The organism is Arenibacter arenosicollis, assembly GCF_014397245.1.
GTDB lineage: Bacteria > Bacteroidota > Bacteroidia > Flavobacteriales > Flavobacteriaceae > Arenibacter > Arenibacter arenosicollis.
Genome location: NZ_JACLHY010000004.1, coordinates 65,168 through 79,359, shown reverse-complemented (window position 1 = coordinate 79,359; position 14,192 = coordinate 65,168). Strand labels below are relative to the sequence as shown.

Sequence of the window (14,192 nt, the reverse complement as noted above, 5' to 3'; positions counted from 1 at the left end):
TAATAATCATTTTGAATAAAAAATAAAAGTAGCATGCGGACTTTCAGAACAGAAGTGGAAAACCCGGTTGTAGAACAGGATATCATAGCATTGGAAGCTAAGATCCGTGAATTTCAAGGCGGTAGTTTGGATGAGGAGAAATTCCGTAGTCTAAGATTGGCTAGGGGAATTTATGGTCAAAGACAACCTGGTGTCCAAATGATTCGTATAAAATTGCCCTATGGGAAAGTTAGCTCTCAGCAGTTAAGAAGGATATGTGACGTTTCCGAAGAATACTCTACGGGTCGACTTCATATTACTACCCGTCAGGATATTCAGATTCATTATGTGGATATTAACCGTACACCTGAATTATGGGCACAGTTGGAGCAGGATGATATTACGATCAGGGAAGCCTGTGGAAATACAGTGAGGAACGTAACGGCCAGCGAAACTGCTGGAATAGATGTAAACGAACCATTCGATGTTTCCCCTTATGCACATGCCTTGTTTCAATATTTTTTAAGAAACCCAATAAGTCAGGAAATGGGGAGGAAGTTTAAAGTTTCCTTTTCTTCCTCAGATGAGGATACGGGTCTTTCATACATGCACGATCTTGGCTTTATTGCTAAGATAGAGAATGGTGTAAGAGGATTTAAAGTGCTTTTGGGTGGTGGATTGGGCTCACAGCCTAGACATGCAGATGAAATTTATTCTTTTTTACCTACAGACAAGATCATCCCTTTAATGGAAGGAGTAGTTCGTGTTTTTGACCGTTTTGGGGAAAGAAAAAGTAGGGCAAAAGCAAGAATGAAATTCTTGTTGAAGGATATTGGCTTGGACGGATTTAAGCAATTGTTGGAAGAAGAGCAATTGGCAATACCTGTCCAGACTTACGAAATAGATGCGGATGCCTATCCAAGTGTGAATATTGCAGAGAATATTGCTCCTGAAGTAACTATTAAAGACCAGAAAGCCTTTGATAAATGGAAGGCTACCAACTTGGTTCCTCAAAAACAACAGGGATATGTTGCTATTGGGGTAAAGGTTTTATTGGGTGATTTTTATATAGAAAAAGCCAGACAATTGGCAGATCTAGTAGAAAAATATGCTGCAGGTGAAATTAGATTGAGTCTGCGTCAGAATATCTTGATTCCTTATGTTAAGGAATCGCTGGTACCTTTTTTCTATCAAGAATTGGAAAAATTGGGCTTCGCAGAGATTGGATACAATACTGCCTTGGATATTACCGCTTGTCCAGGAACCGATACCTGTAATTTGGGAATTGCCAGTAGTACTGGGATAGCGGATGAATTGGAAAGGGTAATTAAGGCGGAATACCCCCATTATATCAATAATACGGACGTGGTTATTAAGATTAGTGGATGTATGAATGCCTGTGGCCAGCACAATATGGCCAATATTGGTTTCCAGGGTATGTCTGTTAGAACAAAGAATAAATTGGTGGCTCCAGCGCTTCAAGTGCTTTTGGGAGGTGGTAATTTAGGAAATGGAAACGGCCGATTTGCAGATAAGGTAATTAAGATACCTAGTAAAAGGGGTCCTGAGGCATTAAGGTTTATTTTAAACGATTATGATGCCAACGGCAACGGGAAATCCTTTGTGGACTATTATGAGGAAAAAGGTCAAATGTACTTTTATGACTTTCTAAAGCCCTTGTCAGATGTGGATAACTTGGAAGCATCCGATTTTATTGATTGGGGTACTTCTGAAAAATATGAACAAGCCATTGGTATTGGAGAATGTGCAGGGGTAGTAATAGATTTGATAGCCACTTTGTTGTTTGACAGTGAGGAAAAGATTGAAACTGCAAAATTGAATTTGGAAGAAGAAAAATGGGCAGCCAGTATCTATCATTCCTATTCATCAATGGTTAATACGGCCAAGGCTTTATTGACAGCTGAAAATACCAAGGTAAATACACATATCAGTATCATTAAGGATTTTGATAAGTTGTTTGTGGCCACGGGGAAATTCAAATTGGAGCAAGGATTTGAGAAAATGGTACTTCAATTAAATCAGAATGCACCAACAGAAGCCTTTGCAAAAGCGTATTTGAAAGATGCCGAAGAATTTTTGGGCAATGTGGAAGCTTATAGGAAATTAGAATTGACAAACGCATAGTAATGATCGGCAAGGAAGATAATATTCATGTTAATACCACGCTGGCGGACCTTAGGTCAAATGGGGAAGCTGATAAGCTTGGACAGTTGACCGTTGTGGGTGCTGGACCTGGCGATGTGGAATTAATAACGCTAAAGGCAGTAAAGGCCTTACAGGCGGCCGACGTGGTATTGTACGATGCCCTTGTGGATGTTTCCCTATTGAATTATGCTCCTAATGCCGAACATATATTTGTGGGAAAAAGGAAAGGATGCTATGCCTATCAGCAGGAACAGATAAATGATCTTATAGTTAGTAGGGCCAAAACCCACGGCCACGTTGTAAGATTAAAAGGAGGTGATCCCTTTGTTTTTGGTAGAGGGGCGGAAGAAATGGAATTCGCCGCCAGTAAAGGCATAAAAGTAGCCATGGTACCAGGGATATCCTCATCGGTGGCCGTACCTGCTTCCCAAAACATTCCCGTCACCAAAAGGGGTGCTGCCGAAAGTTTTTGGGTAATTACGGGTACAACAAAGGATCATAAATTATCCACGGATGTAGCTTTGGCAGCAAAATCAAATGCTACTATTGTAATACTGATGGGGATGAGCAAACTTTCTGAGATTGTTGGGTTATTTAAGAGCGAGGGAAAATCTGAAACACCCATCGCCATTATTCAAAATGGCACACGTGAAGATGAAAAGGTAGGTGTTGGGACTATAGGTTCAATTGAGAATCTGGTAGCTAAAGAGCAATTGAGCAACCCTGCGATTATTATTATCGGGGAGGTGGTAAACCACCGGTCCGCAATATTGAATTATACCGAAATATTAAATAGCCACCAAGTGGCACAGTAAATAAAGGAGAGACATTCAACTAATTGGGTTTAGGCCTAAATAGGTGTCGCAATTAATTAGGAATTAATCAAAGTAGTATGATAAAGACAGATATACTTATAATTGGAGCAGGTCCAACAGGGTTGTTCACGGTTTTTGAAGCGGGATTATTGAAATTGAAGACGCATCTTATAGATGCATTGCCTCAACCTGGGGGTCAGTGTTCTGAAATTTATCCTAAGAAACCTATTTATGATATTCCAGCATTCCCGGAAATTCTTGCCGGTGATTTGGTAAAAAATCTGATGCAACAAATTCAACCATTTGAGCCTGGGTTTACTTTGGGTGAAAGAGCACAGACACTGGATAAGTTGGATGACGGTTCATTTGTGGTAACCACAAATAAAGGAACAAAACATCAGGCGCCTGTGGTGGTTATTGCTGGCGGATTGGGGTCTTTTGAACCAAGAAAACCCTTGATTCCCAATTTGGTGGATTTTGAGGATAAGGGTGTAGCATATATCATTAAAGACCCTGAAGTGTATAGGGATAAAAAGGTGGTTATCTCCGGAGGTGGGGATTCTGCGTTGGATTGGGCAATATTCCTTTCGGATGTAGCTGCGGAAGTGTCTTTGGTACACAGAAGAAATGAATTTAGGGGTGCTTTGGATTCTGTAGAAAAAGCAGCTGACTTGGCCAAACTTGGTAAAATTAAATTATATACCGAAGCTGAGGTGGTTAAATTATACGGAGACGATAATTTGGAAGCCGTTGTGGTAAAACATAATGATGAAGCAAAAGGTGAAACCTATGTGGAAGCGGATAATTTTATTCCACTTTTCGGACTTTCTCCAAAATTGGGACCTATTGGTGATTGGGGGTTTGAAATTGAAAAAAATGCCATCAAGGTGAACAACGCCTACGATTATCAAACCAATATTCCAGGAGTTTATGCCATCGGCGATGTAAACACTTATCCTGGAAAGCTTAAATTAATATTGTCCGGCTTCCATGAAGCGGCCGTTATGTGTCAGAGTGCTTACCAGTTGATCAATCCTGGAAAGCGTTATGTAATGAAATATACCACTGTAGGTGGGGTAGAAGGATTTGACGGTAGCAAGAAGGAAGCTAAAAAAGAAGTAGTTCAAAGTATTTTGGCATAACCGCCATTGAAACCTGTCAGGTGGTTAAGCCTGACAGGTTTAATTAAAATAAAGAGTTGATTCCTTGCTTTTAAAGGCACTGTTGCGTTACTTTGCAACCCGTTCATTAATACATTGAAACGTTATCAAGAAAGGCGGAGGGACTAGACCCGGTGAAGCCTTAGCAACCCTTTTTTCATTTTCGACAACTATCGGGAAGAATAAAGAAGGTGCTACATTCTAATCCTGTTTTTATTCTATTTACATGGAATTTTATATGGGAATAGATAACATAAAGAAAGACGCTGGTCTAAAACTTTTCCTTACTTGATTTTATTTATTTTTTTTGATACCGATAACTAGGGGGTAATCCATTGTTTTCGGGTGTCATTTTTATAATTTTGTGTTTCCCAAGTAATTTGGGACATCATATAATAGCATCTTGGTTTTGACCCATAAGGGAGCAAACATTTTTGAAAAGTAATATGAAGAAGATTCAAGACGTACTAAAGGAAAGAATTTTGGTGTTGGATGGCGCTATGGGCACCATGTTACAGCGACATAAATACACTGAAGAGGACTTTAGGGGAGAACGATTTAAGGAATGGGAACACCCTTTACAGGGAAATAACGATCTTTTATCCCTCACCCAGCCCGAGGCTATTGCTGAAGTACACCGCCTGTATTTTGCTGCTGGTGCGGATATTGTTGAAACAAATACATTTTCCAGTACCACCATTGCAATGGCGGACTACCATATGGAAGATTTGGTTTACGAACTAAATTATGAATCGGCCAAAATAGCCAAGGCAGTAGCGGAAGAGTTTACGGCCCGCGAACCTGATAAGCCACGGTTTGTGGCTGGGAGTATTGGGCCTACGAATAAAACTGCCAGTATGTCGCCAGATGTGAATGATCCCGGCTTTAGAGGGGTTTCTTTTGATGAACTGCGCGTAGCCTACAAACAACAGGTGGAGGCACTTTTGGACGGAGGAGCGGATATTTTATTGGTAGAGACGGTTTTTGATACTTTAAATGCAAAGGCCGCCTTATTTGCTATTGAAGAGGTAAAGGAAGAACGAAATATAGACGTACCAATTATGATAAGTGGTACTATAACGGATGCTTCCGGTAGAACCCTATCGGGGCAAACGGCCGAGGCATTCCTAATATCCATAAGCCATATACCCATTTTGTCAGTAGGATTCAACTGCGCCCTTGGAGCTAGTCAGTTGGTGCCTCATTTAGAGGTGCTATCAGCCAAGACCGAGCATGCCGTATCTGCGCATCCAAATGCGGGATTACCAAATGCCTTTGGGGAATATGATGAAACTCCGGAGGAGATGGCAATGCAGATCAAGGAATATGCGGAAAAGAGTTTAGTGAATATTGTGGGTGGATGTTGCGGGACCACTCCTGAACATATAAAAGCAATGGCCGATATTGTTAAGAACTATTCCCCTAGAACCCTAAATACCCTGGAAACGCATAACATATGATACCTTCTAGACAAATTGTTCTTGAAGCAGGAAATAGAGTAGCCCCCTTTGTTCATAGAACACCGGTGCTCTCCTCCCGTTTATTGAACGAATTATCTGGAGCGGAGGTTTTCTTTAAATGTGAGAATCTTCAAAAAATGGGTGCTTTTAAAATGCGGGGAGCTATCAACGCCATTCAGCAATTAAGTGAGGCTCAGAAAAAGGCAGGAGTGGTAACCCATTCCTCTGGAAATTTTGGTCAGGCCTTGGCCTTGGCAGCAAAGAATTTGGGGGTAAAGGCATATATAGTAATGCCATCCAGTGCCCCATCTGTAAAGATTGAAGCAGTGAAGGCCTATGGTGGAGTGGTTACGATCTCGGAACCTACATTGGAAGCCAGGGAAAAATCTGCGGCAACCATTGTTGAGGAAAAGGGAGCGGTTTTTTTACACCCGTCCAATGACCTCAATGTAATTTTAGGTCAAGGTACCGCGGCCTTGGAATTATTAAAGGACCAGCCCGATTTGGAGTTCATTATGACTCCAGTAGGTGGTGGCGGACTCATAGCTGGTACGGCCTTGGCGGCCCACTATTTTGGGACCAATTGCGCAGTTGTCGGGGGTGAGCCAATGGAAGTGGATGACGCCTATAGAGCTTTGAAGAGTGGAAAAATAAAGTATAATATATCGTCAGATACTATCGCGGACGGACTAAAGACAAACTTGGGGGATAAAAATTTCCCAATTATCATCGCATTGGTTTCTGATATTATTAGGGTGGAGGAAAAGGAGATCATCGATGCCATGAAATTAATTTGGGAGCGGATGAAACTGGTAATAGAACCATCCAGTGCAGTGCCGTTTGCGGCCTTGTTGAAAGAAAAAGAAAAGTTTAGGAATAAAAAAATAGGAATCATCCTCTCTGGAGGTAATGTGGAACTATCAAATTTGCCATTTTAAGGACGCGAGATCGTGTTTTTAATTTTGAGGTCAATACATAAATAATGAGCAATACTAAGGATAAGGAACAACATAGTACAAAACGGTTTTTAAAACTTTCCGGATTGGAACCTTTGGTGATAACCCCAGAAAGCAATTTCGTAAATGTGGGAGAACGCACCAATGTGGCGGGTTCCAAAAAGTTCCTGCGACTGATCAAGGAGGAGAAGTTTGAAGAAGCTTTGGATATTGCCCGCGAACAGGTAGAGGGTGGAGCTCAGATCATTGATGTTAACATGGATGATGGCCTTATCGATGGCAAAGAGGTAATGGTAAAGTTCTTGAACCTTATTGTGGCCGAACCGGATATTGCTCGGGTCCCTATCATGATCGATAGCTCCAAATGGGATATTATAGAGGCAGGTCTGCAGGTAGTGCAAGGAAAATGTGTAGTAAATTCAATAAGTCTCAAAGAAGGGGAAGAAGAGTTTATTAAGCACGCCAAATTAATTAGGCGATACGGTGCTGCGGTAATTGTTATGGCTTTTGATGAGGTAGGGCAGGCCGATAATTATGAGAGGCGACTGGAAATCACCAAACGTTCCTATGATATTTTGGTAAATAAAGTAGGGTTTCCACCAGAGGATATTATTTTTGATTTAAACATCTTTCCCGTAGCCACGGGAATGGACGAGCATAAGTTAAATGCGCTCGATTTTATAAAGGCCACTGCTTGGGTGAAGGAAAATTTACCTTTTTGTAGTGTAAGTGGAGGGGTTAGTAATGTATCCTTTAGCTTCAGGGGCAATAACCCGGTAAGGGAGGCCATGCATTCGGTATTTCTGTATCACGCCATAAAAGCGGGTATGAATATTGGAATTGTTAACCCAAGTATGTTGGAAGTCTATGATGATATTCCAAAAGACCTTTTGGAGCGCGTAGAGGATGTAATCCTTAACCGAAGGGAAGACGCCACTGAACGCTTATTGGAATTTGCAGAAACCGTAATTGGGAAGGAGAAGGAAAATAAGGTAGATCTTTCTTGGAGGGAGGAACCTTTGCAAAATAGGATTACCCGGGCCTTGGTCAAGGGAATTGATCAATACGTGGTAGAGGATGTGGAAGCTGCACGCTTAAGTGTAAAAGCCCCAATAGAGGTAATTGAAGGACATTTAATGACCGGAATGAACGTGGTGGGTGACCTTTTTCAAAGTGGTAAGATGTTCTTGCCCCAAGTGGTAAAATCTGCCAGGGTCATGAAAAAAGCAGTGGCTTATCTGTTACCGTTTATAGAGGAGGAGAAGCTTAAAAATCCCCAGCCGGAAGGAAGCAGCTCGTCTGCCGGAAAAATTCTAATGGCCACCGTAAAAGGCGACGTGCACGATATAGGAAAAAATATTGTTAGTGTAGTCCTTGCCTGTAACAACTACGAGATCATAGATTTGGGGGTTATGGTACCTCCCGAGAAAATTATTAATGCTGCCAAGGAGGAAAAAGTGGATATTATAGGTCTTAGCGGACTTATTACCCCTTCCTTGGATGAGATGGTCTTTTTGGCCAAAGAAATGGAGCGACAAAATTTTACGGTTCCTTTGCTTATCGGTGGTGCTACTACCAGTAAGGCCCATACGGCCGTTAAGATAGATCCGCAGTACAATAGTGCCGTGGTACACGTTAACGACGCTTCTAGGGCAGTTACCGTAGTAGGGGATCTATTGCAAAAGGAGGCTTCCCAAAAGTACAAGGAGAGCATTAAGTTGGACTATGCAGATTTTAGACAAAAATTCCTGAACAGGGGAAAACATAAAGAATATTTGACCCTTGAGGCGGCTAGAAAAAATAAATATCAATTGGATTGGTCAAAGGCCGAAATAGTGAAGCCTAAGACCTTGGGAATTCAAATGATAGAAGATTTTGATTTTCGGGAATTGGAGCCGTATATAGATTGGTCCCCTTTCTTTAGAAGTTGGGAATTACATGGCAAGTACCCGGATATTTTGTCAGATGAGGTCGTTGGTAAACAGGCGACCGAGCTTTTTGATGACGCCAAGGCAATGCTGAAAAAGATTTTGGATGGCAAGCTTTTCCAAGCAAAGGCTATATTTGGATTGTTTCCTGCCAATTCGGTAAACGACGATGATATTTTGTTGACACACAATGGAAAGGAATTTACCTTTAGGACTTTAAGGCAACAGGCCAAAAAATATGTGGGGAAACCTAATTTTGCTTTGTCAGATTTTATTGCCCCTAAAGAAAGCGGTTTACAAGATTATATAGGTTGTTTCTGCGTATCCACGGGCTTTGGAACAGATGAATTGGCAGAGGGTTACCGTAAAGATCTGGACGACTACAACAGTATTATGGTAAAGGCATTGGCAGATCGTTTTGCAGAGGCTTTTGCAGAATATTTGCATAGGGAAGTACGGATCAACCATTGGGGATATGCCGCCGATGAAGGGCTTAGCAATGAAGAGCTGATCAAAGAGTCGTACAAAGGAATAAGGCCAGCACCGGGATACCCGGCCTGTCCGGACCATTTGGAGAAATTGACCATTTGGGAATTATTGGAAGTGAAGGAAAAGATCGGGGTAGAATTGACAGATAGCTTGGCCATGTGGCCAGCAGCCAGTGTAAGTGGATATTATTTTGGCAACGAGGAAGCCCGGTATTTTGGAGTAGGCAAAATAAAGGAGGATCAGGTGGCCGACTTTGCAGCTCGGAAAGGGATGCCTGTGGAGGAAGCCACGAGATGGTTGTCGCCCAATATTGCAGATGATTAGGGTCTGGGACCTGCTAGGTTGTTAATTTGACCTGCACGGTTTTTTTAACCTTGTAGGTGTTGCCAAGGTTTGATGCATAATATTGTGGATGATTAATTTTGCCTTTGGACCTACAAGGTTTTTTTTTTAACCTTGAAGGTCTTGCTGAGGTTTGATGCATAATATTGCGGATGATTAATTTTGCCATTTGGACCTGCAAGGTTTTTTTTAACCTTGTAGGTCTTACTGAGGTTTGATGCATAATATTGCGGATGATTAATTTTGCCATTTGGACCTACAAGGTTTTTTTAACCTTGTAGGTCTCGGTCTCGGTTTCGAAATGAAATGCAGAATTGAAATGGAACATTGATTGCTATCCAGACCGACAGCCTTTGCAGCAGGGATAGGATCGATATCTTTATTATGTTTTTAAACATAAAAACATAATAAAATTAAGTGGATAGCCCGGTCCCAAAGCGACTGAAAGGAGTGATTGGGAGCTGCCATATAAGAATAGAATTAAGAATAGCACATTTGTGCACGGTATTAAATATAATAATTGACAAAGGTCCTTTTCATTAGGGAAAGGTAGGGGGAGAAATCATGAAAGTAACAGAACACATAAAAAAAGCTGAGGGGAAGACCTTATTCTCCTTCGAAATTATACCGCCAGTCAAGGGTAGGAGCATTCAGGAATTGTATGACAATATAGATCCCTTAATGGAGTTTAAACCACCATTCATTGATGTTACAACTTCTAGGGAAGAATATGTGTACATAGACAGGGATGGCTTGCTGGACAAAAAGTTGACGCGTATGAGACCGGGAACGGTAGGAATTTGCGCTTCCATTCAACATAAATACGGGGTAGATACCGTTCCCCATGTTCTTTGTGGCGGATTTACCAAGGAAGAAACCGAGTATGTTCTTGTTGATTGTCATTATTTGGGTATCGAAAATGTGATGGCACTTCGTGGAGATGCCCGGAAAGAGGAGCAGTATTTTAACCCTACCAAAGGAGGACATGCTTATGCCACGGATTTGGTGAAACAGATCTACGCCTTAAATCACGGAAATTATCTGCATGATAAGGTGGAGACGGTGCATAGTGCCGATTTTTGTATTGGGGTAGCGGGGTATCCTGAAAAGCATCTAGAGGCCCCTTCCTTGATGACAGACTTGAAGCGATTAAAGGAAAAGGTGGATGCGGGAGCCGATTATGTGGTAACTCAAATGTTTTTTGATAATCAGAAGTATTTTGAATTTGTAAAAGCAGCCAAGGATATGGGTATCAATGTACCTATTATTCCGGGGATTAAGCCTATTGCCGTAAAACGGCATTTGCAATTATTGCCTCAGGTTTTTAAGATTGACCTACCACAAGATTTAATTGATGCTGTAGACGATTGCAATACTAACACAGATGTGCGTCAGGTGGGAATTGAGTGGGCCATTCAACAATCAAAGGAACTGAAGGCGGCAGGTGTACCCGTGCTTCATTATTACTCCATGGGTAAATCCGATAATATTGAGGCTATTGCCAAAGAGTTGTTTTAACGGTTGCTTCCAGTTAAATTGGTTAGGAAATTGATAGGACAAGGTTCAACTCTGAATTAATTTCAGGAGTTCATGTGTTGCCATAAAGTATTGCCAAGTTTTAGAAACCCCTATTTTTAATTTTTCATTACATTTGCTCCCCATGAAACTAAGGCTATTTCTTATAGGCTGTCTGTCGACAGCTTTTTGCTTTTCACAAAACTCGCAAGAAACCAAGAGATATACCTTGGATATTAGCCAATACTATGGTTCCGTGCTTTTGCACAATCCTGATATTTCCCATTTGATTACCAATCATCCCGGGGGATTTATTTTGGGATATAATAGGAAAACCTATGGGGACGAGGAATGGCAACAGTTGTATAATTACCCCGATACCGGTTTTTCATTCGTTTATCAGAATATGAACAGTAGTACTTTGGGGGAGAATTTTGGGCTCTACGCACATTACAACTTCTATTTTTTTAAAAGGAATCTTCAATTCAGATTAGGACAGGGGGTGGCTTATAACACCAACCCATTTGACAAGAATGAGAATTTCAGGAACAACGCTTATGGTTCACATTTTTTGAGTTCTACCTATTTAATGTTGAACTACCAAAAAGAGAATATTTTTAAAGGCTTGGGCCTAAAGGCCGGAATCTCCCTAATACATTATTCCAATGCCAATGTTACGGCACCAAATACCTCTACCAATACTATGGCCTTAAATGTGGGTTTAACCTACGATTTGGATGGTGGTACGGAAAGGCAATATATACGGACGGAAAAATTAAAGGTTACAGAGCCAATTCGGTATAATCTGGCCTTTAGGTCAGGTATTAATGAAAGTGATGTGGTGGATTCCGGTCAATATGCTTTTTATATTTTTTCGGCTTATGTAGATAAACGCTTTACCAGAAGAAGTGCCCTGCAGTTTGGTGCAGATGTGTATTTTTCCAACTTTTTAAAGGAACTTATACGCTATCAGTCGGTGGCATTTCCGGAATATGGAGTGCAACCGGATGACGACTATAAGCGTGTAGGCTTATTTTTGGGCCATGAACTTTTTGTCAATAAAATGTCTATTATAGCACAGTTGGGGTATTATGTGTATTATCCATTTGATTTTGAAGGCAAGGTATACAATAGAATTGGCCTTAAGCGATATTTTTCGGACAAGGTCTACGGGGCTATAACCTTAAAATCCCATGGAGCAAAGGCCGAAGCTGTGGAATTTGGGGTAGGGGTACGGCTATAAGCTAGCAGAAGTTGACTTAAATGCGGATTAGTCTGCATTAATGATTTAATAAGATGAACTATTTTATTTTGATGATAAAATTTGGGTGTAGGAACAGCATGAAAATTGTTTCTAGATGGTGCGTGCTTATGGTTGTAATGACATTGATTTGGAATTGTAACAGTGAAAATGCCCCTGATTGCTTTCAAAACGCAGGGGACATTACCAGGGAGTTGGTGGAAGTGCCCGATTTTACCAAGATTACGGTCTACGAAAATGTGCAACTGACACTTAAACAGGGAAGTGCTTTGAAAGTAGAAGTGGAAACAGGGGAATATTTGCGCAACGAGGTTGAGGTAACTGTGGAGGATGGCCGCTTGTTGTTACGCGATACCAATGATTGTAATTTTACGCGAAAATATGGACTTACAAAAGTATATGTTACGGCTCCGAATATTACGGAAATCAGAAGTAGTACTGGGCTGGATATCTTAAGTGAGGGTGTATTGGCCTTTACTAGTTTAAATCTTATTTCCGAAAGCTTCAATGACCCTGACGCCGGCTATACCAGTGGGGAGTTTAATTTGGAATTGGACACCCAAAATTTATCCATAGTTTCCAATGGAATTTCATATTATAATTTAAGAGGCAAAACGCTTAATTTTAATATTGTATTTGCGGCAGGCGATTCCCGTTTGGAAGCCAAGGCTTTAATTGCGGAAAATATTAGTTTCAATCATAGGGGTTCCAACGATATACGTATAAGCCCACAAGAATCCCTGAAGGGAACCTTGCGCGGTACCGGGGATGTGGTAAGTTTTACTAGACCGGCCTTAGTGGAGGTGGAGCAATTGTATAAGGGGGAACTAATTTTTAGTAATTAAGGCCCAAAGTTCATAGTCGAAGGTCCATTCCCTATTTTCCATAACATAAAAGTAGCTTAGTATTTGGCCGATGAATCCTATATTGAAATATCTTAAAGATTTATTAGCTTCCCAAAGGGTAATTGGTGGGGACAAGCAATTAATGGGTAAAATCCAGGCGGATCAAATCTTACAAAAGCTTATAGATGACCAGCGGGTTCCAGGCCTGGCCATTACCGTACGTAAAAACAATGCAGTGTTCTTTGAGAAAGGCTATGGATATGCAAATGTTGAACAACAAATTCCCATAGACCCCCAAAACACAATTTTCAGAATAGCCAGTGTGTCTAAACCCATTGCTGCAGCTGCTTTGGCCACCATGGTGGAGGACGGACAAATGGATTTGGATGCATCTATTTATAAATACCTTCCCTATTTTCCAAAAAAGAAGTTCGACATCACAGTCCGTCAGTTGGCTGGACATACCGCTGGAATGAGAGGTTATCGTGGTGGTGAATATGGGTTAAATAGGCCTATGACCAATAAGGAGGCTCTTGCTCTGTTCCAGGAAGATGATTTACTTTTTGAACCAGGAAAGGGCTTCCAGTATACCAGTTTTGATTGGGTATTGATTTCCATGGCCATGCAGGAGGTTAGTGGTATCCCCTTTGCCGATTATGTTCAGGAAAAAATCTTAGGGCCTTATGGTTTAAAAAATACACTCCCCGAAATTCCTGGGGAATTACCCCCTAACTGTACCACTTTTTATTCAAGGGGCAAGCTGGGATTCAGGATGGCCATCCCAGTAAATAATACATACAAATTGGCAGGAGGAGGCTATTTGTCCACATCTAGGGATATTGCACTTTTTGGACAGGTGTATTTGGATACCAAGTTTAGGGAGAACAAAATTCAATCCCAATTCCTCACTTCTGGGATTATTAACGGGACTCCTACCTACTATGGTCTAGGTTGGCAGGTTACCCAAGATAAGTTGGGTAGGACCTATTATGGACATGTGGGTAATGGAGTAGGTGGTTATGCGGTATTTTATGTGTATCCGGAACAGGATATGGTTTTCTCTATTCTGATCAACTGTACCAATCCTGGAGTATTGGATACTTTGGAAGAGGTGATAGGGCTTCTGATCGGAGACGTTGAGGTCTAAATATTCCCCAATTCTGTTGTATAGTGTTATTTTGTTTTCTGTTAGCGTGGGATGTGAGATTTTAAGATTGCGAGGGTTTTGAAAATGATAGTTAATAGTGCTATGGCTATTGCTTTCTACGCAACCTAA

Annotated in this window: 11 protein-coding genes and 1 riboswitch; of the genes, 10 read left to right on the top strand and 1 reads right to left on the bottom strand. The window is 41.2% G+C overall.

Annotation, left to right across the window (positions count from 1 at the left end):
• The first annotated feature begins 33 nt into the window (after positions 1-33).
• The 6 genes from H4O18_RS06255 (at position 34) to metH (ending at position 9,277) form a co-directional block, all read left to right on the top strand.
• Entirely contained in the window at positions 34-2,124 is a 2,091-nt protein-coding gene (locus H4O18_RS06255; protein ID WP_187582526.1) for a HEPN domain-containing protein, read from the top strand.
• Between the two features lie 2 nt (positions 2,125-2,126).
• Complete coding sequence (gene cobA / locus H4O18_RS06250) at positions 2,127-2,960, top strand: uroporphyrinogen-III C-methyltransferase (protein WP_187582524.1); 834 nt, start codon at positions 2,127-2,129, stop codon at positions 2,958-2,960.
• 77 nt (positions 2,961-3,037) lie between these two features.
• A complete protein-coding gene (locus H4O18_RS06245; RefSeq protein WP_187582522.1) occupies positions 3,038-4,102 on the top strand; it encodes an NAD(P)/FAD-dependent oxidoreductase in 1,065 nt (354 codons plus the stop codon).
• A gap of 119 nt (positions 4,103-4,221) precedes the next feature.
• A riboswitch (SAM riboswitch) is annotated at positions 4,222-4,375 on the top strand.
• 191 nt (positions 4,376-4,566) lie between these two features.
• Complete coding sequence (locus tag H4O18_RS06240) at positions 4,567-5,580, top strand: homocysteine S-methyltransferase family protein (RefSeq protein ID WP_187582520.1); 1,014 nt, start codon at positions 4,567-4,569, stop codon at positions 5,578-5,580.
• Positions 5,577-6,518 (top strand): pyridoxal-phosphate dependent enzyme, encoded by a 942-nt coding sequence (locus H4O18_RS06235; RefSeq protein ID WP_187582518.1) that lies wholly within the window; start codon positions 5,577-5,579, stop codon positions 6,516-6,518. Before H4O18_RS06240 ends, H4O18_RS06235 begins: the two co-directional genes overlap by 4 nt.
• 44 nt (positions 6,519-6,562) lie before the next feature.
• Positions 6,563-9,277 (top strand): methionine synthase, encoded by a 2,715-nt coding sequence (metH, locus tag H4O18_RS06230; RefSeq protein WP_187582516.1) that lies wholly within the window; start codon positions 6,563-6,565, stop codon positions 9,275-9,277.
• A gap of 13 nt (positions 9,278-9,290) precedes the next feature.
• On the opposite strand, the gene H4O18_RS06225 is transcribed toward metH, so the two are convergent.
• Positions 9,291-9,545, bottom strand: coding sequence for a hypothetical protein (locus H4O18_RS06225; protein WP_187582514.1), 255 nt, complete (start codon positions 9,543-9,545; stop codon positions 9,291-9,293).
• 314 nt (positions 9,546-9,859) lie between these two features.
• Here H4O18_RS06225 and metF point away from each other — a divergent pair, with 314 nt between their 5' ends.
• From metF to H4O18_RS06205, 4 genes are all read left to right on the top strand, one after another.
• Positions 9,860-10,813 carry a methylenetetrahydrofolate reductase [NAD(P)H] gene (gene metF, locus H4O18_RS06220; protein WP_187582512.1) on the top strand — a complete coding sequence of 318 codons (954 nt, stop codon included), beginning with the start codon at positions 9,860-9,862 and terminating at the stop codon, positions 10,811-10,813.
• Positions 10,814-10,955: 142 nt separating this feature from the next.
• The gene (locus H4O18_RS06215) at positions 10,956-12,053 is read left to right on the top strand and encodes an acyloxyacyl hydrolase (protein WP_187582510.1); all 1,098 of its coding nucleotides are present in this window, start codon (positions 10,956-10,958) and stop codon (positions 12,051-12,053) included.
• Positions 12,054-12,106: 53 nt separating this feature from the next.
• Positions 12,107-12,916 (top strand): head GIN domain-containing protein, encoded by an 810-nt coding sequence (locus tag H4O18_RS06210; protein WP_246474060.1) that lies wholly within the window; start codon positions 12,107-12,109, stop codon positions 12,914-12,916.
• Positions 12,917-12,986: 70 nt separating this feature from the next.
• Positions 12,987-14,063, top strand: coding sequence for a serine hydrolase domain-containing protein (locus tag H4O18_RS06205; RefSeq protein WP_187582508.1), 1,077 nt, complete (start codon positions 12,987-12,989; stop codon positions 14,061-14,063).
• The last annotated feature ends 129 nt before the right edge of the window (positions 14,064-14,192 follow it).

Coding starts and splice junctions, on each gene's coding strand:
- H4O18_RS06235 (WP_187582518.1), top strand. CDS start 5,577: ATGATACCTTCTAGACAAATTGTTCTTGAAGCAGGAAATAGAGTAGCC.
- cobA (WP_187582524.1), top strand. CDS start 2,127: ATGATCGGCAAGGAAGATAATATTCATGTTAATACCACGCTGGCGGAC.
- metF (WP_187582512.1), top strand. CDS start 9,860: ATGAAAGTAACAGAACACATAAAAAAAGCTGAGGGGAAGACCTTATTC.
- H4O18_RS06245 (WP_187582522.1), top strand. CDS start 3,038: ATGATAAAGACAGATATACTTATAATTGGAGCAGGTCCAACAGGGTTG.
- H4O18_RS06215 (WP_187582510.1), top strand. CDS start 10,956: ATGAAACTAAGGCTATTTCTTATAGGCTGTCTGTCGACAGCTTTTTGC.
- H4O18_RS06255 (WP_187582526.1), top strand. CDS start 34: ATGCGGACTTTCAGAACAGAAGTGGAAAACCCGGTTGTAGAACAGGAT.
- H4O18_RS06225 (WP_187582514.1), bottom strand. CDS start 9,545: ATGGCAAAATTAATCATCCGCAATATTATGCATCAAACCTCAGTAAGA.
- H4O18_RS06205 (WP_187582508.1), top strand. CDS start 12,987: ATGAATCCTATATTGAAATATCTTAAAGATTTATTAGCTTCCCAAAGG.
- metH (WP_187582516.1), top strand. CDS start 6,563: ATGAGCAATACTAAGGATAAGGAACAACATAGTACAAAACGGTTTTTA.
- H4O18_RS06240 (WP_187582520.1), top strand. CDS start 4,567: ATGAAGAAGATTCAAGACGTACTAAAGGAAAGAATTTTGGTGTTGGAT.
- H4O18_RS06210 (WP_246474060.1), top strand. CDS start 12,107: ATGAACTATTTTATTTTGATGATAAAATTTGGGTGTAGGAACAGCATG.